This is a genomic window from Streptomyces sp. NPDC046866, assembly GCF_040704625.1.
Lineage (GTDB): Bacteria > Actinomycetota > Actinomycetes > Streptomycetales > Streptomycetaceae > Streptomyces.
Map to the genome: position 1 here is coordinate 164964 of NZ_JBEYXN010000003.1, position 23318 is coordinate 188281.

General features: G+C 73.3%; 21 protein-coding genes and 1 pseudogene. 16 read left to right on the plus strand and 6 right to left on the minus strand.

Annotation, left to right across the window (positions count from 1 at the left end; translation table 11 throughout):
- The first annotated feature begins 7 nt into the window (after nucleotides 1-7).
- The 6 genes from AB0953_RS06710 to AB0953_RS06735 all read left to right on the plus strand — a co-directional run bounded on the left by AB0953_RS06710 (nucleotide 8) and on the right by AB0953_RS06735 (nucleotide 6761).
- Nucleotides 8-2170, plus strand: a complete 2163-nt coding sequence (locus tag AB0953_RS06710) for a biotin carboxylase N-terminal domain-containing protein (protein WP_366858332.1) — start codon at nucleotides 8-10, stop codon at nucleotides 2168-2170.
- Complete coding sequence (locus AB0953_RS06715) at nucleotides 2167-3348, plus strand: acyl-CoA dehydrogenase (protein ID WP_366858333.1); 1182 nt, start codon at nucleotides 2167-2169, stop codon at nucleotides 3346-3348. The genes AB0953_RS06710 and AB0953_RS06715 overlap by 4 nt, the downstream gene beginning before the upstream one ends.
- 9 nt (nucleotides 3349-3357) lie before the next feature.
- Nucleotides 3358-4098, plus strand: a complete 741-nt coding sequence (locus tag AB0953_RS06720) for an enoyl-CoA hydratase family protein (protein WP_366858334.1) — start codon at nucleotides 3358-3360, stop codon at nucleotides 4096-4098.
- Nucleotides 4086-4673 carry a TetR/AcrR family transcriptional regulator gene (locus tag AB0953_RS06725; RefSeq protein WP_366858335.1) on the plus strand — a complete coding sequence of 196 codons (588 nt, stop codon included), beginning with the start codon at nucleotides 4086-4088 and terminating at the stop codon, nucleotides 4671-4673. Before AB0953_RS06720 ends, AB0953_RS06725 begins: the two co-directional genes overlap by 13 nt.
- A 456-nt stretch (nucleotides 4674-5129) precedes the next feature.
- Entirely contained in the window at nucleotides 5130-5822 is a 693-nt protein-coding gene (locus AB0953_RS06730) for a demethylmenaquinone methyltransferase (protein WP_366858336.1), read from the plus strand.
- A gap of 6 nt (nucleotides 5823-5828) precedes the next feature.
- Nucleotides 5829-6761 carry a glutaminase gene (locus tag AB0953_RS06735; RefSeq protein ID WP_366858337.1) on the plus strand — a complete coding sequence of 311 codons (933 nt, stop codon included), beginning with the start codon at nucleotides 5829-5831 and terminating at the stop codon, nucleotides 6759-6761.
- Between the two features lie 20 nt (nucleotides 6762-6781).
- Here AB0953_RS06735 and AB0953_RS06740 read toward each other — a convergent pair whose 3' ends face one another.
- Nucleotides 6782-7312 carry a GNAT family N-acetyltransferase gene (locus AB0953_RS06740; RefSeq protein WP_366858338.1) on the minus strand — a complete coding sequence of 177 codons (531 nt, stop codon included), beginning with the start codon at nucleotides 7310-7312 and terminating at the stop codon, nucleotides 6782-6784.
- Between the two features lie 97 nt (nucleotides 7313-7409).
- On the opposite strand from AB0953_RS06740, the gene AB0953_RS06745 reads away from it, so the two are divergent.
- Complete coding sequence (locus AB0953_RS06745; RefSeq protein WP_366858339.1) at nucleotides 7410-8693, plus strand: geranylgeranyl reductase family protein; 1284 nt, start codon at nucleotides 7410-7412, stop codon at nucleotides 8691-8693.
- A gap of 295 nt (nucleotides 8694-8988) precedes the next feature.
- Here AB0953_RS06745 and AB0953_RS06750 read toward each other — a convergent pair whose 3' ends face one another.
- The 4 genes and pseudogenes from AB0953_RS06750 to AB0953_RS06765 all read right to left on the minus strand — a co-directional run bounded on the left by AB0953_RS06750 (nucleotide 8989) and on the right by AB0953_RS06765 (nucleotide 11976).
- Nucleotides 8989-9300, minus strand: a complete 312-nt coding sequence (locus AB0953_RS06750) for a hypothetical protein (protein ID WP_366858340.1) — start codon at nucleotides 9298-9300, stop codon at nucleotides 8989-8991.
- A gap of 43 nt (nucleotides 9301-9343) precedes the next feature.
- A pseudogene (locus tag AB0953_RS06755) lies at nucleotides 9344-10589 on the minus strand (ABC transporter permease).
- A gap of 41 nt (nucleotides 10590-10630) precedes the next feature.
- Nucleotides 10631-11305 carry an ABC transporter ATP-binding protein gene (locus AB0953_RS06760; RefSeq protein WP_366858341.1) on the minus strand — a complete coding sequence of 225 codons (675 nt, stop codon included), beginning with the start codon at nucleotides 11303-11305 and terminating at the stop codon, nucleotides 10631-10633.
- Nucleotides 11302-11976 (minus strand): hypothetical protein, encoded by a 675-nt coding sequence (locus AB0953_RS06765; protein WP_366858342.1) that lies wholly within the window; start codon nucleotides 11974-11976, stop codon nucleotides 11302-11304. Before AB0953_RS06765 ends, AB0953_RS06760 begins: the two co-directional genes overlap by 4 nt.
- A 180-nt stretch (nucleotides 11977-12156) precedes the next feature.
- On the opposite strand from AB0953_RS06765, the gene AB0953_RS06770 reads away from it, so the two are divergent.
- Nucleotides 12157-12615 carry a hypothetical protein gene (locus AB0953_RS06770; protein WP_366858343.1) on the plus strand — a complete coding sequence of 153 codons (459 nt, stop codon included), beginning with the start codon at nucleotides 12157-12159 and terminating at the stop codon, nucleotides 12613-12615.
- A 105-nt stretch (nucleotides 12616-12720) separates the two neighbouring features.
- Here AB0953_RS06770 and AB0953_RS06775 read toward each other — a convergent pair whose 3' ends face one another.
- Nucleotides 12721-13536 (minus strand): NlpC/P60 family protein, encoded by an 816-nt coding sequence (locus tag AB0953_RS06775; RefSeq protein ID WP_366858344.1) that lies wholly within the window; start codon nucleotides 13534-13536, stop codon nucleotides 12721-12723.
- An 846-nt stretch (nucleotides 13537-14382) separates the two neighbouring features.
- On the opposite strand from AB0953_RS06775, the gene AB0953_RS06780 reads away from it, so the two are divergent.
- From AB0953_RS06780 to nuoH, 8 genes are read left to right on the plus strand one after another with little or no spacing between them, the layout of a single operon-like run.
- On the plus strand, nucleotides 14383-14742 hold the full coding sequence (locus tag AB0953_RS06780) for an NADH-quinone oxidoreductase subunit A (protein WP_030028256.1): 360 nt from the start codon (nucleotides 14383-14385) through the stop codon (nucleotides 14740-14742).
- A gap of 14 nt (nucleotides 14743-14756) precedes the next feature.
- Nucleotides 14757-15311 (plus strand): NADH-quinone oxidoreductase subunit B family protein, encoded by a 555-nt coding sequence (locus tag AB0953_RS06785; RefSeq protein ID WP_365509732.1) that lies wholly within the window; start codon nucleotides 14757-14759, stop codon nucleotides 15309-15311.
- The gene (locus AB0953_RS06790; protein WP_366858345.1) at nucleotides 15308-16048 is read left to right on the plus strand and encodes an NADH-quinone oxidoreductase subunit C; all 741 of its coding nucleotides are present in this window, start codon (nucleotides 15308-15310) and stop codon (nucleotides 16046-16048) included. Before AB0953_RS06785 ends, AB0953_RS06790 begins: the two co-directional genes overlap by 4 nt.
- Nucleotides 16048-17373 carry an NADH-quinone oxidoreductase subunit D gene (locus tag AB0953_RS06795; RefSeq protein WP_366858346.1) on the plus strand — a complete coding sequence of 442 codons (1326 nt, stop codon included), beginning with the start codon at nucleotides 16048-16050 and terminating at the stop codon, nucleotides 17371-17373. Before AB0953_RS06790 ends, AB0953_RS06795 begins: the two co-directional genes overlap by 1 nt.
- Nucleotides 17370-18110 (plus strand): NADH-quinone oxidoreductase subunit NuoE, encoded by a 741-nt coding sequence (gene nuoE / locus AB0953_RS06800; RefSeq protein ID WP_366858347.1) that lies wholly within the window; start codon nucleotides 17370-17372, stop codon nucleotides 18108-18110. The genes AB0953_RS06795 and nuoE overlap by 4 nt, the downstream gene beginning before the upstream one ends.
- Nucleotides 18110-19459 (plus strand): NADH-quinone oxidoreductase subunit NuoF, encoded by a 1350-nt coding sequence (nuoF, locus tag AB0953_RS06805; protein ID WP_366858348.1) that lies wholly within the window; start codon nucleotides 18110-18112, stop codon nucleotides 19457-19459. Before nuoE ends, nuoF begins: the two co-directional genes overlap by 1 nt.
- Nucleotides 19456-21963 (plus strand): NADH-quinone oxidoreductase subunit G, encoded by a 2508-nt coding sequence (locus AB0953_RS06810; protein WP_366858349.1) that lies wholly within the window; start codon nucleotides 19456-19458, stop codon nucleotides 21961-21963. Before nuoF ends, AB0953_RS06810 begins: the two co-directional genes overlap by 4 nt.
- A complete protein-coding gene (gene nuoH, locus AB0953_RS06815) occupies nucleotides 21960-23318 on the plus strand; it encodes an NADH-quinone oxidoreductase subunit NuoH (RefSeq protein WP_366858350.1) in 1359 nt (452 codons plus the stop codon). The genes AB0953_RS06810 and nuoH overlap by 4 nt, the downstream gene beginning before the upstream one ends.

Sequence of the window (23318 nt, forward strand, 5' to 3'; positions counted from 1 at the left end):
GCCCGCCATGACCCAGACGAAGCCCGACCCGAACCCGGCCCCGGATCGGATCCACACTCCTGCGCCGGGGCCGCGGAGCCGCCCTGCCGCCTCCCGCCCCGCCCCCTCCCGCCCCGTCACCTCCCTCCTCGTCGCCAACCGCGGCGAGATCGCCGTCCGCGTCTTCCGCACCGCCCGCGCCCTCGGCCTGGCCACCGTCGCCGTCCACTCCGACCCGGACGCCGGCGCGCTGCACGTCCGCGAGGCCGACACGGCCGTCCGCCTGCCCGGCGCGGCCCCCGCCGAGACCTACCTGCGCGGCGACCTCGTCATCGAGGCCGCGCTGGCCGCCGGCGCGGACGCCGTCCACCCCGGCTACGGGTTCCTCTCCGAGAACGCCGGCTTCGCCCGGGCCGTCCTCGCCGCCGGCCTGGTCTGGATCGGGCCGCCGCCCGAGGCCATCGAGGCCATGGCCTCCAAGACCCGGGCCAAGGAGCTGATGCGCGCCGCCGGGGTCCCGCTGCTGGAGCCCGTCGACCCGGCGACCGCCACCGCGGCCGACCTGCCGCTCCTGCTCAAGGCCGCCGCGGGCGGCGGCGGCCGCGGCATGCGGGTGGTCCGCGACCTGGACGGGCTCAAGGCCGAGCTGGACGCCGCCGCGGCCGAGGCGCGCTCCGCCTTCGGCGACGGCGAGGTCTTCGCCGAGCCGTACGTCGAGCGGGGCCGGCACGTCGAGGTGCAGGTGCTCGCCGACGCCCACGGCACCGTCTGGGCGCTCGGCACCCGCGACTGCTCGCTGCAGCGCCGGCACCAGAAGGTCATCGAGGAGGCCCCGGCGCCCGGCCTGCCCGACCCGCTGCGCACCGCCCTGCACGAGGCCGCCGCGGCGGCCGCCCGGGCCGTCGGCTACCAGGGCGCGGGCACGGTGGAGTTCCTCGTCACCGCCGACGGCCGGCCCTGCTTCCTGGAGATGAACACCCGCCTCCAGGTGGAGCACCCCGTCACCGAGGCGGTCTTCGGCCTCGACCTCGTCGCCCTGCAGATCCGCGTCGCCGAGGGCGCCGCGCTGCCGCCCGAGCCGCCGGAGCCGTACGGGCACGCCGTCGAGGCCCGCCTGTACGCCGAGGACCCGGCCCGGGACTGGCGCCCGCAGACCGGCACCCTGGCCACCCTCCACGTCCCGGCGTCGCCGCCCGCCCCACCCGGAGCGGCCGGCCGCGGCAGCGGCACCGGTGCGACGCCCCACCCCGGCGCCACCGTCCGCGTCGACGCCGGATACGCCGACGGCGACCGGGTCGGCATCCACTACGACCCGATGCTCGCCAAGGTCATCGCCCACGCCCCGACCCGCGGCGAGGCCGTCCGCGCCCTGGCCCGTGCCCTGGCGGCGGCCCGGATCCACGGCCTCACCACCAACCGCGAGCTCCTCGTACGGACCCTCGGGCACGAGGAGTTCACCGCGGCACGGCTCGACACCGGGTTCTACGAGCGCCACCTCGCGGACCTCACCGCCCCCGCCCCGGACGCCGACCGGGCCGCCGCCCTGGCCGCGGCCGCCGCCGCGCTGGCCGCCGCGGCCCCGGCCCCCGACCCGTACGCCCCGCTCGCCACCCGCCTCGGCGGCTGGCGCAACCTCCGCTCCCGGCCGCAGACCCGCCGCTACACCGTGGACGGCGCCGAGTACGAGGTCGCCTACCTGCCCGCGCGCAGCGGCCCGCCGCAGCTCGTGGACCTCCCCGGCGTCCGGGTGCTGGCCGCGGCACCGGAGCGCGTCGACCTCGAAGTCGACGGCGTACGGCGCGTGTTCCACGTGAAACAAAAATCGAACACCCGGGGCGTGCGGGATGCCGCCGCGGAGGTCTGGGTGGACACCGCGCCCCTGCCCGCGAGCGCCGCCCCGGCCGCCCACACCCTCACGCCCGTCCCGCGGTTCACCGACCCCCAGGACCGCACCCTGCCCGGCTCCCTGCTCGCCCCCATGCCCGGCACCGTCGTCCGGATCGCCGAGGGCCTCGCGCCCGGCGACCCCGTCACCGCCGGGCAGCCCCTGCTCTGGCTGGAGGCCATGAAGATGGAGCACCGCATCGTCTCCCCCGCCTCCGGCACGCTCACCGCGCTCCACGCCGGCCTCGGCCACCAGGTCGAGTTCGGCGCCCTGCTCGCCGTAGTCCAGGAGGAACCGCCCGCATGAGCCCCGCATCCGCCCAGACCACAGCCGTCCTCGAAACCGAGGAGCACCAGGCCCTGCGCGCCGCCGTCGCCGCCCTCGGACAGCGCTACGGGCGCGACTACCTCGCCCGCGTCACCCGCGGGGGCGGCCACCCCGTCGAGCTGTGGGCCGACGCCGCCAAGCTCGGCTACCTCGGGGTCAACCTGCCCGAGGCGTACGGCGGCGGAGGCGGCGGCATCGCCGAGCTCTCCATCGTCCTGGAGGAGCTCGGGGCCGCCGGCTGCCCCCTGCTGATGATGGTCGTCTCGCCCGCCATCTGCGGAACGGTCATCGCCCGCTTCGGCACCGACGCCCAGAAGCAGGCCTGGCTGCCCGGCCTCGCCGACGGCAGCCGCACCATGGCCTTCGGCATCACCGAACCCGACGCCGGCTCGAACTCCCACCGCATCACCACCACCGCCCGCCGCGACGGCGACGACTGGATCCTCACCGGGCGCAAGGTGTTCATCTCCGGCGTGGACATCGCCGACGCCACCCTGATCGTCGGCCGCACCGAGGACGCCCGGACGGGCCGGCTCAAGCCGTGCCTGTTCATCGTGGACCGCGACGCCCCCGGCTTCACCCGCTCGGTCATCGACATGGAACTCCAGGCGGCGGAGAAGCAGTTCGAACTCGTCCTGGACGAGGTGCGGCTGCCCGCCGACGCGCTGGTGGGCGACGAGGACGCCGGCCTGCTCCAGCTCTTCGCCGGACTCAACCCCGAGCGCATCATGACCGCCGCCTTCGCCATCGGCATGGGCCGCCACGCCCTCGCCAAGGCCGTCGACTACGCCCGTACCCGGCAGGTGTGGAAGGAGCCGATCGGCGCCCACCAGGCCATCGCCCACCCGCTCGCGGCCGCCCACATCGAGCTGGAGCTCGCCCGCCTGATGATGCAGAAGGCCGCCCGCCTCTACGACGCCGGCGACGACGCGGGCGCCGGAGAGGCCGCGAACATGGCCAAGTACGCTGCCGCCGAGGCCTGCGTGAAGGCGGTGGACCAGGCGGTCCACACCCTGGGCGGCAACGGCCTCACCCGCGAGTACGGACTGGCCTCCCTCGTCACCGCCTCCCGGGTGTCCCGGATCGCCCCCGTCAGCCGCGAGATGATCCTCAACTTCGTCTCGCACCAGACGCTGGGCCTCCCCAAGTCCTACTGAGGAACGGAAGTGACGAAGATCGTCGTCGGATCCGCGCACGACCGCGGTGTCACCACCCTCACGCTCGACTCCCCGGCCAACCGCAACGCGCTCTCCGCGGAGCTGGTCGCGCAGCTGCGCGCGGCCCTCGCCGCGGCGGGCGCGGACCCGGCGGTCCGCGCCGTCGTGCTCACCCACACCGGCGGCACGTTCTGCGCCGGAGCGGACCTGAAGTCGCCGTGCGAGCCGGCCGACTTCCTCGCCCTCCTGCGGGAGATCGCCGAGCTGCCGAAGCCGGTCGTGGCACGGGCCGCCGGGCACGTGCGGGCGGGCGGGCTCGGGCTGCTCGGGGTCTGCGACATCGCCGCCGGCGGGCCCCAGTCCTCGTACGCCTTCACCGAGACCCACCTCGGCCTGGTCCCGGCGGTGATCTCCGCGCCGCTGCTGCCGCGGCTGGAGCCGCGGGCCGCCGGGCGGTACCTGCTGACCGCCGAGGTGTTCGGCCCGGCCGAGGCCGCCCGGATCGGGCTGCTCACGCTGCACGGCGAGGACGTGGACGCCGCGCTCGCCCCGGTCCTCGCCGGGCTTCGGGATGCGGGGCCGGTCGCCCTGGCCGAGACGAAGCGGCTGCTCACCGCGCCCGTACGGGAGGCGCTCGCGCGGGACGGTGAGGGGCTGGCGGCGCTGTCCGCGCGGGTTTTCGGCTCCGCCGAGGCGCGGGAGGGAATCGCGGCCCGCTTCGAGCGGCGGAGGCCGACGTGGGCGCCGTGACACAGCCGAAGCAGGACCGCAGCCGGGCCACGCGGCAGCGGCTGCTCGAAGCCGCGGTCTCCTGCCTCGCCGAGTACGGGTGGGGCGGGTCCACGGTGTCGGTCGTGGCCGAGCGGGCCGGGGTCTCCCGGGGCGCGGCCCAGCACCACTTCCCCACGCGGGAGGACCTGTTCACGGCCGCGGTCGAGTACGTGGCCGAGGAGCGGTCGGCGGCCCTGCGGAACCTCTTCACCGGCGGGCCGCCGGTCCGCTCCGCGGTGGTGTCCGCCCTGGTGGACCTCTACACCGGCACGCTGTTCCGGGCGGCCCTGCAGCTGTGGGTGGCCGCCTCCAACGAGCCGCAGCTCCGGCCCCGGGTCACCGAACTGGAGGCGCGGGTGGGCCGCGAAACCCATCGCATAGCGGTGGAGCTCCTTGCCGCGGACGAGAGCGTGCCGGGCGTCCGCGAAACCGTCCAGGGGCTCCTGGACATGGCCCGGGGGCTGGGCCTGGCCAACGTCCTGACGGACGACGCGGCCCGGCGCGCCCGCGTGGTCGCCCAGTGGTCCCGCCTCCTGGACACGGCCCTGTCCTGACCGACCGCTGCCGCTGTTCCGCTGCGCGGAGCGGTTCCCCACCCCGCCCCTTCCCGAAACCGGGGCTGACGCCCCGGACCCCGTTCGCCTCAAACGCCGGCGGGGCTGGAAGACCCGGGCGCTTCGCGCCCGGTGCGCTCAAACGCCGCGCGGGCTGGATTGTGCCGCTGCGCGGCAATTCCGGCCCCGCCCGGCGGGAAATCCAGCCTCGCCGGCGTTTGAGGCGCTGGGGGTACCCCCAGCGGTAGCTGGGGGAGGGTGCGGGGGCGGAGCCCCCGAAGGGGCTGCCGGGGGCGGAGCCCCGCAGCGGGGCCGGGGGCGCAGGTCCCGGTTTCGGGAAGGGGCGGGGAGGGGAACGGCTCCGCGCAGCGGGACCCGGCGGGCGGGGCGAGGCCCGGCGGTGGGGCCTGAGAGGATGGGGCCGTACGCAGAGACCAAACTGAGGGGCCCACGCCAGTGACCCGCGCTTCCCTGGACAAGCAGCCGCACGAAGTCGCCTCCATGTTCGACGGCGTGGCGGCGAACTACGACCTCACCAACGACGTGCTCTCCCTCGGCCAGGCCCGCCTCTGGCGCAAGGAGGTCGCGAAGGCGGTCGCCGCCCGCCCCGGTCACAAGGTGCTGGACCTGGCCGCGGGGACCGCGACCTCCTCGCTGCCGTTCGCCGCGACGGGCGCGTACGTCGTCCCCTGCGACTTCTCCCTCGGCATGCTCCGCGAGGGCAAGAAGCGGCACGCCTGGCTGCCCCTGACCGCCGGCGACGCGACGAAGCTGCCGTTCAAGGACGATGTCTTCGACACCGTCACGATCTCCTTCGGCCTGCGCAACGTGCAGGACACCGACGCCGCGCTGCGCGAGCTGTACCGGGTGACGAAGCCGGGCGGCCAGGTCGTCATCTGCGAGTTCTCCCAGCCCACGTGGGGCCCGTTCCGCACGGTGTACATGGAGTACCTGATGCGCGCCCTGCCGCCGGTGGCCCGCGCGGTGTCCTCCAACCCCGAGGCGTACGTGTACCTCGCCGAGTCGATCCGGGAGTGGCCGGAGCAGCCGGCGCTGGCGGCGCTGCTGCAGAAGGCCGGCTGGTCGAAGGTGGCCTGGCGCAACCTCAGCGGCGGCATCGTCGCGCTGCACCGCGGCGTCAAGGCCTGAGCCGCCGTGGCGGTGCACACCGAGCCGCTCGTCCACGCGGGGCTGCTGGAGCGGATCGCGGCGGACGTGGCCCCGCTGGTCGGCAGCGGTACGCCCGCCGAGTACATCCCCGCCCTGGCGACGGTGGACCCGAGCCGGTTCGGGATGGCGGTGGCGGACCTCGACGGGAACGTCTTCGGGACCGGTGACTGGCAGGTGCCGTTCTCGGCGCAGTCCATCACCAAGGTCTTCGCGTTGGCGCTGGCGCTCGCCGAGGGCGGCGACATCCTGTGGGAGCGGGTGGGCCGCGAGCCGTCGGGCAACCCGTTCAACTCCCTGGTGCAGCTGGAGTACGAGAACGGCATCCCGCGCAACCCGTTCATCAACGCGGGCGCCCTCGTCGTCACCGACCGGCTGCAGACGCTGACCGGTGACGCGAGCAGCGAGCTGCTGGAGTTCCTGCGCAAGGAGAGCGGCAACCCGGACATCGGCTTCGACGCCGAGGTCGCGGCCTCCGAGCACGAGCACGGCGACCGCAATGCGGCCCTGGCCCACTTCATGGCCTCGTACGGGAACATCGACAACCCGGTGCCGACCCTGCTCGACCACTACTTTTGGCAGTGCTCGATCGAGATGAGCTGCGCCGACCTGGCCCGCGCCGGTCTGTTCCTGGCCCGGCACGGGCTGCGGGCCGACGGCTCGCGGCTGCTGACGCGCAGCGAGGCCAAGCAGATCAACGCGGTGATGCTGACCTGCGGGACGTACGACGCGGCAGGGGACTTCGCCTACCGCGTCGGCCTGCCCGGCAAGAGCGGGGTCGGCGGCGGCATCGTCGCGGTCGTCCCGGGCCTGTGCTCCCTCGCGGTGTGGAGCCCGGGGCTGGACAGGCGGGGCAACTCGGTGGCGGGCGTGGCCGCCCTGGACCGGTTCACGACCCTGACCGGGCTGTCGGTCTTCTGACGCCGGCTGCCGCCGCGGCCTCAGAAGGCGAGGGCGTAGCGGCGGCCCGTGCGGGTGCCGCCGGGGAGGGGGAAGGTCTCCTCCAGGGTCATGCCGAGGCGTTCGGCGACCGCCGAGGAGCGCAGGTTCGCGTCGTCGATCATCGCGACGACGCGGGGGACGCCCGCGGCGCGGACCCGGTCCAGGGTCGCGAGCGCGGCGGCGTACGCGTACCCCTTGCCCCAGGCGGAGCGGGCCAGGCGCCAGCCGATCTCGATCTCGCCGACCGGGCCCCACGCCTTCTCGGCCGGCCAGGGCTGCGCGCCGGTGAAGCCGAGGACCTCGCCGTCGCCGTCCAGCAGCGTCCACAGGCAGTAGCCGAGCTGTGCGTCGTGCATCCGCTGGCGGGCGGTGAACTCCTCGTACGCGGACAGCTCGGCCGGTCCGCCGAGGAACTCCATCACGGCGGGGTCGGCGAAGACGTGGTGCCAGGCGTGCGCGTCCTCGTCGGTGGGCACCCGCAGCTGCACCGCGGGGAGCGGCCGGGTCGACGACGTCGGCGAGGTTGTCATCAGGTAGCCCTTCGGGTTCGCGATCTCTCTTGCTGCATAGACTGCACATGTCCTGTGCCGCCCGGCACCCTTATTCGAGCCTTCGGGAGACCCCGCAGTGACCGAGCCCCTCTCCGAACACTCCGCGGACGTGATCGTCGTCGGGGCCGGGCCCGCCGGCTCGACCACCGCCTACTACCTCGCCAAGGCCGGTCTGGACGTCCTGCTGCTGGAGAAGACGGCGTTCCCCCGCGAGAAGGTCTGCGGTGACGGCCTGACCCCGCGGGCCACGAAGCAGCTGGTCGCGATGGGCATCGACGTCTCCGAAGAGGCCGGCTGGCTGCGCAACAAGGGCCTGCGGATCATCGGCGGCGGGCAGCGGCTGCAGCTGGACTGGCCGGAACTCGCCTCCTTCCCGGACTACGGACTCGTGCGCAAGCGCGACGACTTCGACGAGACGCTGGCCCGGCAGGCGCAGAAGGCGGGCGCCCGCCTGTACGAGCGGTGCAACGTGGGCGAGCCGGTGCGCGACGCCCGGACCGGGCGCATCACCGGTGTGCACGCCAAGCTGGGCGAGGAGAAGACCCCGGTCACCTTCCACGCCCCGCTGGTCGTCGCGGCCGACGGCAACTCCTCGCGGCTGTCGCTGGCGATGGGCCTGCACCGGCGCGAGGACCGCCCGATGGGCGTCGCGGTGCGCACGTACTTCACCTCGCCGCGGCACGACGACGACTACCTGGAGTCCTGGCTGGAGCTGTGGGACCGGCGCGGCCCGCAGGACCGGCTGCTGCCCGGCTACGGCTGGATCTTCGGCATGGGCGACGGCACGTCCAACGTCGGCCTCGGCATCCTCAACTCCTCCTCCGCCTTCCGGGAGCTGGACTGGCGGGAGGTGCTGAAGGCGTGGTGCGCGTCCATGCCGGAGGACTGGGGCTACACGCCGGAGAACATGACGCAGCCGATCCGGGGGGCGGCGCTGCCGATGGCGTTCAACCGGCAGCCGCACTACACCAAGGGGCTGCTGCTCGTCGGTGACGCGGGCGGGCTCGTCAACCCGTTCAACGGCGAGGGCATCGCCTACGCGATGGAGTCCGGGAAGATCGCGGCCGACGTGATCGTGCAGGCCGTGGCCCGGGCCACGCCGGCGCAGCGGGAGCTGGCGCTGCACAACTACCCGAAGGTGCTGAAGGAGACCTACGGGGGCTACTACTCGCTGGGCCGCGCCTTCGTGAAGCTGATCGGCAACCCGAAGGTGATGAAGGTCGCCACGCAGCGGGGGCTGACGCACCCGGTGCTGATGCGGTTCACCCTGAAGATGCTGGCCAACCTGACCGACCCGGCGGGCGGCGACGCGATGGACCGCATCATCAACGGCCTGTCGAAGGTGGCCCCGAGGGCCTGACCCGGGGCCCCTGCCCGGCCCGCTGCCGCTGTTCCGCTGCCGCTGTTCCGCTGCGCGGTGCGGTTCCCCTCCCCGCCCCTTCCCGAAACGCCTCAACCGCCGGCGGGGCTGGAATGGCCGCGCAGCGGCACATCCAGCCCGTGCGGCGTTTGAGCGCACCGGGCGCCGAGCGCCCGGGTCTTTCAGCGCCGCCGGCGTGTGAGGCGAGCGGGGTGCGGGGCGGAGCCCCGGTTCGGGAAGGGGCGGGGAGGGGACAGGCTCCGCGCAGCGGCAGCAGCCGGTGCGGACCGTGGTGTCAGGCGGGCCGGGTCGGGACGTCCCCGGGACGGGGCGGCTCGTCCAGTGCGGCGGGGTCCTGCGGGGCGGTCGGACCGTGGACCGTGCGGATGGAGCGGGTGAGGAGGGTCGCGCCCCACAGCAGCATGGCCAGGGCCACGGTCCAGGTGAGGCCGAGCAGGGCCGGGTGGCCCGGCTTGTGCCACGGGCGGGTCGTGTTCAGCAGCAAGCCGCCGGTGGCGAGGAGGAAGAGGCCGGCCGCGGCGGGGGCCGCGGAGGGGTCGCCCCCAGGAGCGGCGCTGCCGCGGTCCTCGTACGGTCCGGTGTCCACGGGACCACCACCTCCACGGATCCGTACGCTCGACTGCACCCGGCTATCTTCGCAGGGCCTCGGCCGGTTCGACACGGGCCGCCCGCAACGCGGGGTGAACACCGGCGAGCAGGCCGGTCAGGAGTCCGGCGAGCGGGGCCGCCGCGACCGTGAGGGGGTGGATCACGGGCGTCCAGGACCGGACCAAGGACACCGCGACCACGGTGAGTTCGCCGAGTGAGGTCCTGACCAGCCCGCCCAGGGCGCCCACAGTGGCTGATTCGAGGAGGAATTGCGCCGAGACGTGGCGGCCGCGGGCCCCGAGCGCCCGGCGCAGCCCGATCTCCCCCGTCCGTTCCAGCACGGCGACGAGCGTGGTGTTCGCGATCCCGACCGCGCCGATGACCAGGCAGATCCCGGCCAGCAGCAGGAACAGCGCGCTGAGGTCGGAGGTCACGGCCGAGCGGAGCATGCGGGGATCGGGGGGGCAGGGCCTTGAGGTGCTCGGGGTGGTCGGGGTGGTCGGGGCGCAGGGCGAGCGGGGCGAGCTCGGCGGCCTGCCGGGCGGCGCCGAGCTCGGTGTCGATGAGCATGGTCGCCTGCGCGGGCCCCGGCGGGCCCCACAGCTCCTCGGCGGTGGCCCGGGGCACCAGGATCGACATCAGGTGCTCCGGCTTGCGGCCGAGGTCGGAGAGGATGCCGGCCACGGTGAACGGCTCCTGGCCGACGTACACGACGGGCCCGGTGGCGAGGGTGATGATGCCGAGGCGGTCGGCGACGCCGCTGCCGATGACGGCGATGCGCTGGCGGGTCCGCTCGGCGAAGGCGTCGTAGAGCCGGCCCTGGCCGAGGACCGGGGCGAGGGCGGCGACGGCGCCCGGGGAGGCCGCCACGACCGACACCCCGCCGGTGCCGGTGCCGGTGCCGGTGCCGGTGCCTGCGTCGGGGCCCGCGGACGGGGGCAGGGCCGCGATGGGGGTCTTCGTGTCCAGGCGTACGGTCCACATCACGCCGGCGTGCGCGATGCCCGCCACCTGCCGCAGGCGGGCCTCGGTGTCCGCGGGGAAGGCGGGGGCCGCGAACTCGTCGTGCTGCACGGCCACGTCCTCGACGGTGACCTCGGCGGTGGCGGTCAGGGCGGTGAGCCGGCCGTCGATCTGCGAGGAGATGGTCGCGGTCAGCCCGAGCACCGCCACGAAGCTGCCGACGCCGAGGACGGTGCCGAGCGCGGTGAGCACCGCCCGGCCGGGGCGGCGCAGCATGCCGGCGACGGCCTCGGACACCGCGTTGCGAACGGAGAGCCGGGTCAGCGGGACGGTGTCGGCGCCGCCCCGCCGCCGCGGGCGGCGGCTCACCCGGAGACCCGCCCGTCGCGGAGGGACAGGGTGCGCCGGCCGCGGGCGGCGACCGCCGGATCGTGCGTGATGACCAGGACGGTCATGCCAACGGCGTGCAGTTCGTCCAGCAGGGCGAGGACCGAGCCGGCGTTGGCGGAGTCGAGGTTGCCGGTGGGCTCGTCGCACAGCAGCAGCGAGGGCTCGGAGACCAGGGCGCGGGCGATGGCCACCCGCTGGCGCTCGCCGCCGGACGGCCGCCCGGGGAGGGCGTCCGCCCGGTGCCCGAGCCCGACCCGGTCGAGGGCGGCGCGGGCCCGTGCGAGGCGTTCGGCGCGGGGCACTTCGGTGTACAGCATGGCGAGGGTGGCGTTCTCCAGGGCCGAGCGGTGGGGCAGCAGGTGGAAGGACTGGAAGACGAACCCGATGCGCCGCCCGCGCAGGGCGGTCCGCTCCCGGTCGGGCAGGGCGGCGGTGTCGATCCCGTCGAGGAGGTACCGGCCGGCGGTGGGGGCGTCGAGCAGCCCGGCGACGTTGAGGAAGGTGGACTTCCCCGAGCCGGAGGGCCCGACGACCGTGATGAACTCCCCCCGCTCCACGGTCAGCTCGCACGGCAGCAGCGCGGCCACGGGAGGGGTCCCCGGGTACGTGAGCCCGACGCCCTCGAACTCGATCACGGGCGGCCGCGTCACCGGGACGCGTCCTTCCGGGCGCCCGCGGCGGTCCCGACGATCACCCGGGTGCCGGGGGCGAGGGCGCCCTGCCGGGTCGGGGTGACCGAGACGAAGCCGTCGCCCGTGGTGCCGGTGCGGACCTCCACGCGGCGCTGTGCACTGCCGTCGGGGGCCACGGCGGTGACGACGGTGCGGCCGTCCGCGCCCGCCGAGACCGCGGTGACGGGCACCACCAGGGCCGCGCCGTCGGTGGCGGCGGACTCCGCGGTGAGCCGTACGTCCTGTCCGGCCAGGGCCGCCGGCAGGGCCCCGTCGGCGCGGACGACCATCCGGTAGCCCAGGTCGGCCGCGCCGCTCGCGCCGCCGGGGCCGGCCCCGCCGCCCTTGGCGTCCTGGCCGCCGGCGCCCTGGCCCTGCCGGGCGCCCGTCGGCCGCGCGGCGGAGCGCTCGCCGGCGACCAGCGCCACCTGGCCCCGCAGGTCGGTGCCGACGGCCTCGGCGGAGATCGCCACCGGCATCCCGGGGCGCAGCAGCTGCTTCTTGTCCTCCTTCAGATACGCCTCCACCACCAGCTCCCCGGCCGACACGGTCAGGACGGCCCCGGTCACCGGGGCGCCGACCTGCGCTCCGACGGAGGCGACGCGGGCGGGGAAGCCCGAGAGGAACACCGCCTCGGAGGCGGGCAGCATCGGGCCGTCCGCGTCCTGCGCGGCCCGCAGCGCGGCCCGGGCCTCGGTGAGGGCCTGGCGGGCCCGGGCCAGCTCCCGGGCCCCTCCGCCGGCCGCCGCCTTGGAGCTGCACGGCGAGGCCCCGGGCGGGGCGCAGGGCGCGAAGGCCCCGACGCCAGGAGCGAGGAGGAGGCCGCCGCGGTGGACAGCGGGATCGAGGTCGGCGGGATCAAGGTCCCGGTTGGCGGCTGCGGCCGCGAGGGCTACCGCAAGCTGTACGCGCCGACGAAGGACAGCGTGGACCTGCTGTTCGCGTTCGGCCTGGCCTCGGAGGCGCACGAGCGCGCCAAGGGGGACTCGCGGGTCGTGGAGGTCCTCGCCAAGTGGTCGGCCTGTATGGGTTCGTCCGGATACGGCGGTATCCCGACACCCTACGAGGTCGTCGAGAAGCTCGGGTTGGAGGACGAGCCGTCCGGGCCGAGGGCCGTCGCGGCGGCCAAGGCGGACGTGGCGTGCAAGCGCGAGGTGAACCTGGTCGGCGTCTGGGCGGCGGTCGAGAAGGCCTACCAGGAGCGGCTCGTGGAGCAGTACGCCGAGACGCTCGCGCTGTACCAGCGGCAGCGCGAGGCCCGCTTCAAGCTGGCGGCGCAGCTCGCCTGAGCGGCAGCGCCGCCGCAGCGCGGCGAAGGGCCGGTACTCCGCCCCCGAGCGGGGGAGTACCGGCCCTTGGCCGTGGACGGGCCGTGTGCGCCGCCGGAAGCGGGCTCAGAGGATGCGGACGGCGCCCGTCGGACGGTCGTAGCTCAGCGAGCGCTCGACGATGCCCGTGCTGGGGTTCTGCGCGCCGACGAACTTGCCGCCGCCGACGTAGATGGCGACGTGGTAGGCGCTGCCGCGGGAGCCCCAGTACAGGACGTCGCCCGGCTGCAGGGCGCTCAGGGAGACCGAGGTGCCCTCCGCGGACTGGTCCTGGGACACGCGGGGCAGGGAGATGCCGGCCTGGCGGTAGGCGGCCTGGACCAGGCCGGAGCAGTCGTACGCGGAGGGGCCGGTGGCGCCGCTGACGTAGGCCTTGCCGACCTGCGCGCGGACGAAGTTCACGATGGCGGCGGCCGAGCCCTTCGGGGCGGTCACGGTGCCGACGCCCTGCTCGTCGGAGGCGGAGGCGGAGGCGCTCTGCAGCGTGGTGCGGGCGGCGTTGCGGGTGGCGCGCTCGGCCTCGGCCTTGCGGTCCGCCTCCTCCTTCGCCTTCTTCTCGGCTGCTTCCTTGGCCTGCTTCGCCTCGGCGGCCGCGCCGCTGCGGGCGCTCTCCTCCTCGGCCTGCAGCTCCCCGTTGACGGCGGCCGCACGGGTGTTGTCGGCGGCGGTGGTGACGGCGGAGGACACCTCGGCGGCCAGGTCCAGGTTGAGGACCGGCATTTCGAGCGTCTCGGTCACGGGCTCGGCAGCGGGGGACGCGCTCGCCGTGCCGGCCATCGCCAGGGTGCTGAGGACGCCACCGGCAACTCCGGCGCGGACCGCGAGCTTCGAAGCGCTGCGCCGGGGCTTCCGGTGGCTGGGTATGTGAGCGGTGTGGGACATGAGAACAACCGCTATCAGGGGGGCGAGGTTCCCTTCAAGAAACGTGGTCTGCGCCACAGTTGCGTGCGAGGCGGTGCGAACCGGACGCGCGCTGCGTCTTATTGACGCCGTAACGGACGTATCGGACAGCCCCTCACAAGGCTGTGATCATGGGGTTTCAGTAATAAGTCCGAATTGACCCGGGGCCTACCATCCCGGCCCACAGTTGGCCAAGCCCGCTTTCCGCGTCACGGATTCGGTGTGGTGCAGGTCACAGCCACATCTCGCCGTGGAGGCCCCGTGCCCCGCTCGTGATCTCTCCGTGAGCGTGCCGTGAGGATGCGGGGCCCGAGGGGCGGCGCGGCCCGGCCGGGAGGGCCGGGCCGGGGCCGGCCGGGAAGCGGGTCGGGGTCGCTCCGGGGGGTGGGCCTGAGCCGGCCCGGAGGGTCGGTCGGGCCCGGCTGGAGATCGTGAACGGATGCACGCGTCCACTCCGCTCCCCGCCGCCTCCCCCGACCGGGCGACGCGGATCCCTTTACAGCCATGGGCGCGATCGTGCAAATTTGCCTGTCACCCACATCGTTTGATAGGGCAGGGCCTCTTCTACCTGGGGTAACGCGCTCGGATGTCACCTTTGGTGATCACATGGATGCTTCGCGTATGTAGATCACCACTCATCGGACTTCATGATCGTTCGTCAGGTGGTGGAGATCACAAACTCGGTGTTGTCACCCGTGTCGCAGATCACAGATCGGCGGGCATAGGATGCGCAGCAGTCCGGCTTGTGAACTGCCTCACATGTACACGATCTTCCACCGGCCGGCGCAGCGGTCCAACGGTCAAGGACGACTGGAAGGAGCGAGGAGCGTGAATGCCTACGCGCCCATCCTCGTGCTCGGCGCCCTCGGCGCAGGGTTTGCGATCTTCTCCGTGGTCATGGCCACGCTGATCGGCCCCAAACGGTACAACCGGGCAAAGCTCGAGGCGTACGAGTGCGGTATCGAGCCCACGCCCACACCGGCCGGCGGCGGTCGCTTCCCCATCAAGTACTACCTGACGGCGATGCTCTTCATCGTCTTCGACATCGAAGTTGTCTTCCTCTACCCCTGGGCGGTCACCTTCGACTCCCTGGGGATCTTCGGGCTCGTCGAGATGCTGCTCTTCGTGCTCACGGTCTTCGTCGCCTACGCCTACGTCTGGCGTCGCGGCGGCCTGGAATGGGACTGAGGGGCTGAATTCCCATGGGACTGGAAGAAAAGCTGCCGAGCGGCTTCCTGCTGACCACCGTCGAACAGGCCGCGGGCTGGGTGCGCAAGGCATCCGTCTTCCCCGCGACCTTCGGCCTGGCCTGCTGCGCGATCGAGATGATGACCACCGGCGCCGGCCGGTACGACCTGGCCCGCTTCGGCATGGAGGTCTTCCGCGGCTCGCCGCGCCAGGCCGACCTGATGATCGTGGCCGGCCGGGTCAGCCAGAAGATGGCGCCGGTGCTGCGGCAGGTGTACGACCAGATGCCCGCTCCCAAATGGGTCATCTCCATGGGGGTCTGCGCATCGTCGGGCGGAATGTTCAACAACTACGCCATCGTGCAGGGCGTCGACCACATCGTCCCGGTGGACATCTACCTCCCCGGCTGCCCGCCCCGCCCCGAGATGCTGATGGACGCGATCCTCAAGCTCCACCAGAAGATCCAGTCCTCCAAGCTCGGCGTGAACCGGGAAGAGGCGGCCCGCGAGGCGGAGGCGGCGGCCCTCAAGGCCCTGCCCACCATCGAGATGAAGGGGCTGCTCCGGTGAGCGAGACCACCCCGAACCACGGCCACGGCAACGGAACCGGGAACAACGTTCCTGCCCCCCGCGACACCGGCGCCGGCCCCGAGGTCATCGGCGTCCGCAAGGGCATGTTCGGCGCCCGCAGCGGCGGCGACACCAGCGGCTACGGCGGCCTCGTGCGCACCGTCGCCCTCCCCGGCGCCAGCCCCCGCCCGTACGGCTCGTACTTCGACGAGGTCGCCGACGAACTCGAGGGCGCGCTGGAGGAGCAGGACCTGCTGCCGCAGAACGCGATCGAGAAGACCGTCGTCGACCGCGGCGAGCTCACCTTCCACATCGCCCGCGAGCACCTCGTCCGCGTGGCCCGCACCCTGCGCGACGACCCCGCCCTGCGCTTCGAGCTGTGCACCGGCGTCAGCGGCGTCCACTTCCCCGAGGACAAGGGCCGCGAGCTGCACGCCGTCTACCACCTGCGCTCGCTCACCCACGGCCGGATCGTCCGCCTGGAGGTCTCCGCCCCGGACAGCGACCCGCACATCCCGTCGCTCGTCTCGGTCTACCCGACCAACGACTGGCACGAGCGCGAGACGTACGACTTCTTCGGCCTGGTCTTCGACGGGCACCCGGCCCTCACCCGGATCATGATGCCGGACGACTGGCAGGGCTTCCCGCAGCGCAAGGACTACCCGCTCGGCGGCATCCCCATCGAGTACAAGGGCGCCCAGATCCCGGCTCCCGACCAGCGGAGGTCGTACAGCTGATGTCCACGTCACACCACGCAGAGTCGCGCGAGACGACCGAGGGCACCGTCTACACCGTCACCGGCGGCGACTGGGACGAGATCGTCCGCTCGGCGGCCAGGGCGGACGACGAGCGCATCGTCGTCAACATGGGTCCGCAGCACCCGTCCACCCACGGGGTGCTCCGCCTGATCCTGGAGATCGACGGCGAGACCGTCACCGAGGCCCGCTGCGGCATCGGCTACCTCCACACCGGCATCGAGAAGAACCTCGAATTCCGGAACTGGACGCAGGGCACCACCTTCGTCACGCGCATGGACTACCTCACGCCGTTCTTCAACGAGACGGCGTACTGCCTCGGCGTCGAGAAGCTCCTCGGGATCACCGACCAGATCCCCGACCGGGCCACCGTCATCCGCGTCCTGCTGATGGAGCTCAACCGGCTCTCCTCCCACCTGGTGTGCATCGCCACCGGCGGCATGGAGCTGGGCGCCACCACGATCATGATCTACGGCTTCCGCGACCGCGAGATGATCCTCGACATCTACGAGCTGATCACCGGCCTGCGCATGAACCACGCGTTCGTCCGCCCCGGCGGCCTCGCGCAGGACCTGCCCCCCGGTGCCGTGGACCAGCTGCGCGACTTCCTCAAGACCATGAAGAAGAACCTGCCCGAGTACGACAAGCTCGCCACCGGCAACCCCATCTTCAAGGCCCGCATGCAGGACGTCGGCTACCTCGACCTCGCCGGGTGCATGGCCCTCGGCGCCACCGGCCCCATCCTGCGCTCGGCCGGCCTGCCCCACGACCTGCGCAAGTCCGACCCGTACTGCGGCTACGAGACCTACGAGTTCGACGTGCCGACCACGGAGACCTGCGACTCCTACGGGCGGTTCCTGATCCGCCTGGAGGAGATGCGCCAGTCCCTGCGGATCATCGAGCAGTGCCTGGACCGCCTGGAGCCCGGGCCGGTCATGGTCGCCGACAAGAAGATCGCCTGGCCGGCGCAGCTCGCGATGGGCCCCGACGGCCTCGGCAATTCGCTCGACCACATCAAGAACATCATGGGCACCTCCATGGAGGCCCTCATCCACCACTTCAAGCTGGTGACCGAGGGCTTCCGGGTGCCGGCCGGGCAGGCGTACGCGGCCGTGGAGTCCCCCAAGGGCGAGCTCGGCGTCCACGTCGTCTCCGACGGCGGCACCCGCCCCTACCGGGTCCACTTCCGCGACCCGTCCTTCACCAACCTCCAGGCCATGGCCGCGATGTGCGAGGGCGGCCAGGTCGCCGACGTCATCGTCGCCGTCGCCTCCATCGACCCCGTGATGGGAGGCGTCGACCGATGACAGAGATCTCGCTCGGCATGCCGCAGCTCCCGGCCCCGGACTACCCGGCGGACGTCCGCGCCCGGCTCGAAGCGGACGCGCAGGAGGTCATCGCCCGCTACCCCGACAGCCGCTCCGCGCTCCTGCCGCTGCTGCACCTGACCCAGTCCGAGGAGGGCTACGTCTCGCGCACCGGCATCCGGTTCTGCGCCGAGGTGCTGGGCCTGACCACCGCCGAGGTCACCGCCGTCGCCACCTTCTACACGATGTACCGGCGCCGGCCCTCGGGCGACTACCAGGTCGGCGTCTGCACCAACACCCTGTGCGCGGTCATGGGCGGCGACGCCATCTTCGAGGAGCTCAAGGAGCACCTCGGCGTCGACAACAACGGCACCACCGCCGACGGCAAGGTCACCCTCGAGCACATCGAGTGCAACGCGGCCTGCGACTACGCGCCCGTGGTGATGGTCAACTGGGAGTTCTTCGACAACCAGACCCCCGCCTCCGCCAAGGCCCTCGTCGACGACCTGCGCGCCGACCGGCCCGTGGCGCCGACCCGGGGCGCCCGGCTGTGCACGTACAAGGAGACCGCGCGGATCCTGGCGGGCTTCCCCGACGAGCGCGAGGGCGCGGTCGAGGAGAGCGGAGGCGCCGGCCCCGCCTCCCTGATCGGACTGCGCATCGCCCGCGGCGAGTCCGCGCACCACGGCAAGGTCGTGCACCCGCGCGCCGAGGCGAGCGGCGAGGAGGGGGAGTGATGTCGGTGACTGCTGCCACGCACGAGAACGGCACCAGCCCGGAGAAGCTGCTGGCACCGGTGCTGTCGGCGTTCTGGGACGAGCCCCGGTCCTGGACGCTGGAGACCTACCGGCGCCACGAGGGGTACGAGGGGCTGCGCAAGGCGCTCGCGATGACCCCGGACGAGGTCATCGCCTACGTGAAGGACTCGGGCCTGCGCGGCCGCGGCGGCGCGGGCTTCCCCACCGGGATGAAGTGGCAGTTCATCCCGCAGGGCGACGGCAAGCCGCACTACCTCGTCGTGAACGCGGACGAGTCGGAGCCGGGGACCTGCAAGGACATCCCCCTCCTCTTCGCCAACCCGCACTCCCTCATCGAGGGGATGATCATCGCCTGCTACGCGATCCGCTCGGAGCACGCCTTCATCTACCTGCGCGGCGAGGTCGTGCCGGTGCTGCGCCGCCTGCACGAGGCGGTGCGCGAGGCGTACGAGGCCGGCTACCTCGGCGAGGACGTCCTCGGCAGCGGCCTGAAGCTCGACATCACCGTGCACGCGGGCGCGGGCGCCTACATCTGCGGCGAGGAGACGGCCCTCCTCGACTCCCTCGAAGGCCGGCGCGGTCAGCCCCGGCTGCGCCCCCCCTTCCCCGCCGTCGAGGGGCTCTACGCCTGCCCCACCGTGGTGAACAACGTCGAGTCCATCGCGTCGGTTCCCGCGATCCTGAACAAGGGCAAGGACTGGTTCAAGTCGATGGGGACGGAGAAGTCCCCCGGCTTCACCCTGTACTCCCTCTCCGGGCACGTCGCCGGCCCCGGCCAGTACGAGGCCCCGCTCGGCATCACCCTGCGCCAGCTCCTCGACATGAGCGGCGGGATGCGCCCCGGGCACAGGCTGAAGTTCTGGACCCCGGGCGGCTCCTCCACCCCGATGTTCACCGCCGAGCACCTCGACGTGCCGCTCGACTACGAGGGCGTCGGCGCGGCCGGCTCCATGCTCGGCACCAAGGCCCTTCAGTGCTTCGACGAGACCACCTGCGTGGTGCGGGCCGTCACCCGGTGGACCGAGTTCTACGCCCACGAGTCCTGCGGCAAGTGCACCCCCTGCCGCGAGGGCACGTACTGGCTGGTGCAGCTGCTGCGCGACATCGAGGCCGGCAAGGGCGTCATGTCCGACCTCGACAAGCTGAACGACATCGCCGACAACATCAACGGCAAGTCGTTCTGCGCGCTCGGCGACGGCGCCGCCAGCCCGATCTTCTCCTCGCTGAAGTACTTCCGCGAGGAGTACGAGCAGCACATCACGGGCAGGGGCTGCCCCTTCGACCCCAGGAAGTCGACCCTCTGGGCTGACACGGAGGTGAACGCATGACCGTCACCACGAACGCGACCGGCGGTGGCGGAGCGGCCGCGAAGCCGCCCGAGGACACGGTCTCCCTGACCGTCGACGGCATCGAGCTGTCGGTCCCCAAGGGAACCCTCGTCATCCGGGCCGCCGAGCAGATCGGCATCGAGATCCCCCGGTTCTGCGACCACCCGCTCCTCGACCCGGTCGGCGCCTGCCGCCAGTGCATCGTCGAGGTCGAGGGCCAGCGCAAGCCGATGGCCTCCTGCACCATCACCTGCACCGACGGCATGGTCGTCAGGACGCAGCTCACCTCCGAGGTCGCCGAGAAGTCCCAGCGCGGCGTGATGGAGCTGCTGTTGATCAACCATCCGCTGGACTGCCCGGTCTGCGACAAGGGCGGCGAGTGCCCCCTGCAGAACCAGGCCATGTCGCACGGCAACGCCGACTCCCGGTTCGAGGGGAAGAAGCGCACCTACGAGAAGCCGGTGCCGATCTCCACGCAGGTGCTGCTGGACCGCGAGCGGTGCGTGCTGTGCGCGCGCTGCACCCGCTTCTCCACGCAGGTCGCCGGCGACCCGATGATCGAGCTGCTGGAGCGCGGCGCGCTGCAGCAGGTCGGCACCGGCGAGGGCGACCCCTTCGAGTCGTACTTCTCCGGCAACACCATCCAGATCTGCCCGGTCGGCGCCCTCACCTCGGCCGCGTACCGCTTCCGCTCCCGCCCCTTCGACCTCGTCTCCTCCCCGAGCGTGTGCGAGCACTGCTCGGGCGGCTGCGCGACCCGCACCGACCACCGCCGCGGCAAGGTGCTGCGCCGGATGGCCGCGGAGGACCCCGAGGTCAACGAGGAGTGGATCTGCGACAAGGGCCGCTTCGCGTTCCGCTACGCGCAGCGCCCCGACCGGCTGACGACCCCGCTGGTCCGCAGCGCCGCGGGCGTCCTGGAGCCGGCGAGCTGGCCCGAGGCGCTGGAGGCGGCGGCCGCGGGGCTCGCGGCCGCGCGCGGCCGGGCCGGAGTCCTGACCGGGGGCCGGCTCACCGTCGAGGACGCCTACGCGTACGCCAAGTTCGCCCGGGTCGTCCTGGACACCAACGACATCGACTTCCGGGCCCGGGTGCACAGCGCGGAGGAGGCCGAGTTCCTCGCCGCGACCGTGGCGGGCACGGGGACCGACCTCGCGGGCGGCGGCGTCACGTACCGGGAGCTGGAGGCGGCCCCGGCGGTGCTGCTCGTCGGCATCGAGGCGGAGGAGGAGGCCCCCGGGGTCTTCCTGCGGCTGCGCAAGGCCTTCCGCAAACGGGGGCAGCGCACCTTCGCCCTCGCCCCGTTCGCCACCCGCGGCCTGGAGAAGGCGGGCGGCACCCTGCTGGCCGCCGCCCCGGGCACCGAGCCGGAGTGGCTGGACGCGCTGGCCTCGCGGACCGGCCTGGAGGCGGGCGGCGAGGCGGCCGCCGAGGCGCTGCGCGCACCCGGCGCGGTCCTCGTGGTCGGCGAGCGCCTGGCCGGGGTGCCCGGCGGGCTGACCGCGGCCGTACGGGCGGCCGCCGCGACCGGGGCCCGGCTGGTGTGGATCCCGCGGCGGGCCGGGGAGCGGGCCGCGATCGAGGCGGGCGCGCTGCCGTCGCTGCTGCCCGGGGCGCGCCCGGCCACCGACCCGCGGGCGCGCGACGAGGTCGCGGCCGCCTGGGGGCTGGAGGAGCTGCCGCACCGCTACGGCCGCGACACCGGCCAGATCGTGGAGGCGGCGGCCTCCGGCGAGCTGACCGCGCTGCTGGTCGCGGGCGTGGAGGTCGCCGACCTGCCGGACCCGGAGCGGGCGCGGGTGGCCCTGGAGGAGGCCTTCGTCGTCAGCCTGGAGCTGCGGCCCGGCGGGGTCACCGACCACGCCGACGTGGTGTTCCCGGTCGCGGCGGTCGCCGAGAAGGCGGGCACGTTCGTCAACTGGGAGGGCCGCGTCCGGCCGTTCGAGGCCGCGCTCAAGCCCGACCAGATGACGCGCCCGCTCGCCCCGGCCGACGCCCGCGTGCTGCACATGCTGGCGGACGCCGCCGACCGGCCGCTGGGCCTGCCCGACGTGCACGCCGTCCGCCGGGAGATCGACCGGCTCGGCCCGTGGGCCGGGGAGCGGGCCGCCGAACAGTCGGCGCCGACCGCGCCGCTGCCCCGCCCCGGAGCGGGCGAGGCGGTCCTCGCGGGCCACCGCCTGCTGCTGGACCTCGGCCTGCTCCAGGAGGGCGACGAGGCCCTGGCGGGCACCCGGCACGAGGCCGCGGCCCGGCTGTCGGCCGCCACCGCCGCCGAGACGGGCGTCAAGGACGGCGACCTCCTCGCCGTGTCCGGCCCGGCCGGCAGCGTGGAGCTGCCGCTGCGGATCACCGCGATGCCGGACCGGGTCGTCTGGCTCCCCTTGAACTCCACCGGTTCCGGCGTGCGGGCCGACACCGGCGCCCTCCCGGGCACCCTCGTACGGATCGGTCCGGCGACCCGGGCCGGCGCAGGCGGCACCACTGCGGAGGTGGGCGCGTGAACGCGGTACAGCTCGCTGCCGAGGACCTGTCCCTCTTCGGGACGGACCCCTGGTGGCTGGTCGTGGTGAAGGCGGTGTTCTGCTTCGCCTTCCTGATGGTGACCGTGCTCTTCTCCATCGTGTGGGAGCGCAAGGTCGTCGCCTGGATGCAGCTGCGCATCGGCCCGAACCGGCACGGCCCCTGGGGCATGCTGCAGTCGCTCGCCGACGGCGTGAAGCTGATGCTCAAGGAAGACATCATCGTCAAGCGCGCCGACAAGGTCGTCTACGTGCTCGCCCCCATCGTCGCGGCGATCCCCGCGTTCATGGCGATCGCGGTGATCCCGTTCGGGCCGGCCGGCAACGAGGTGTCGATCTTCGGGCAGCGCACCGCGATGCAGCTGACGGACCTGCCGATCGCGATGCTGTACATCCTCGCGGTGGCCTCGGTGGGGATCTACGGGATCGTGCTCGCGGGCTGGTCCTCGGGGTCGACGTACCCGCTGCTGGGCGGCCTGCGCTCCTGCGCGCAGATGATCAGCTACGAGATCGCGATGGGCGCGGCGTTCGCCTCGGTCTTCCTCTACTCCGGGTCGATGTCGACCTCGGCGATCGTGGAGGCGCAGGCCGACCGCTGGTACATCGTGCTGCTGCCGGTGTCGTTCCTGATCTACGTGGTGACGATGGTCGGGGAGACGAACCGCGCCCCCTTCGACATGCCGGAGTCCGAGGGCGACCTGGTCGGCGGCTTCAACACCGAGTACTCGTCGATCAAGTTCGCGATGTTCATGCTGGCGGAGTACGTCAACATGGTCACCGTCTCGGCGGTGTCGGTCACCCTCTTCCTCGGCGGCTGGCGGGCCCCCGCGCCGATCTCGACGTACTGGGAGGGCGCCAACCACGGCTGGTGGCCGCTGCTCTGGTTCACCGTCAAGGTCCAGCTGCTGCTGTTCTTCTTCATCTGGCTGCGCGGCACGCTGCCGCGCGTCCGCTACGACCAGCTGATGAAGCTCGGCTGGAAGGTCCTGATCCCGGTCTCGGTGCTGTGGCTGATGCTGGTGGCGACCGTGCGGGCGCTGCGCAACGAGCGCTACGACTTCAGCGAGATCGTCCTGTACGTCGGCGGCGGCGTCGTGGCGGTCCTGCTGCTGTCCTTCGTCGCCGACTTCTTCCGCGACCGGCGGGAGAAGACCGCCGCCGAGGAGGCCGGGGCGACCGCCGCGGCCGAGCCCTTCGACCCGTTCGCGGGCGGGTTCCCCGTACCGCCCAAGCCCGGCCAGCGGCCGGAACCCGTACCGCGCAGGCGGCCCCGCGCGGAGCGGGAGCTGCTGGCCAGCGGCGGCGCGAACGGCGACAACGACCGAGAGGAGGGTTGA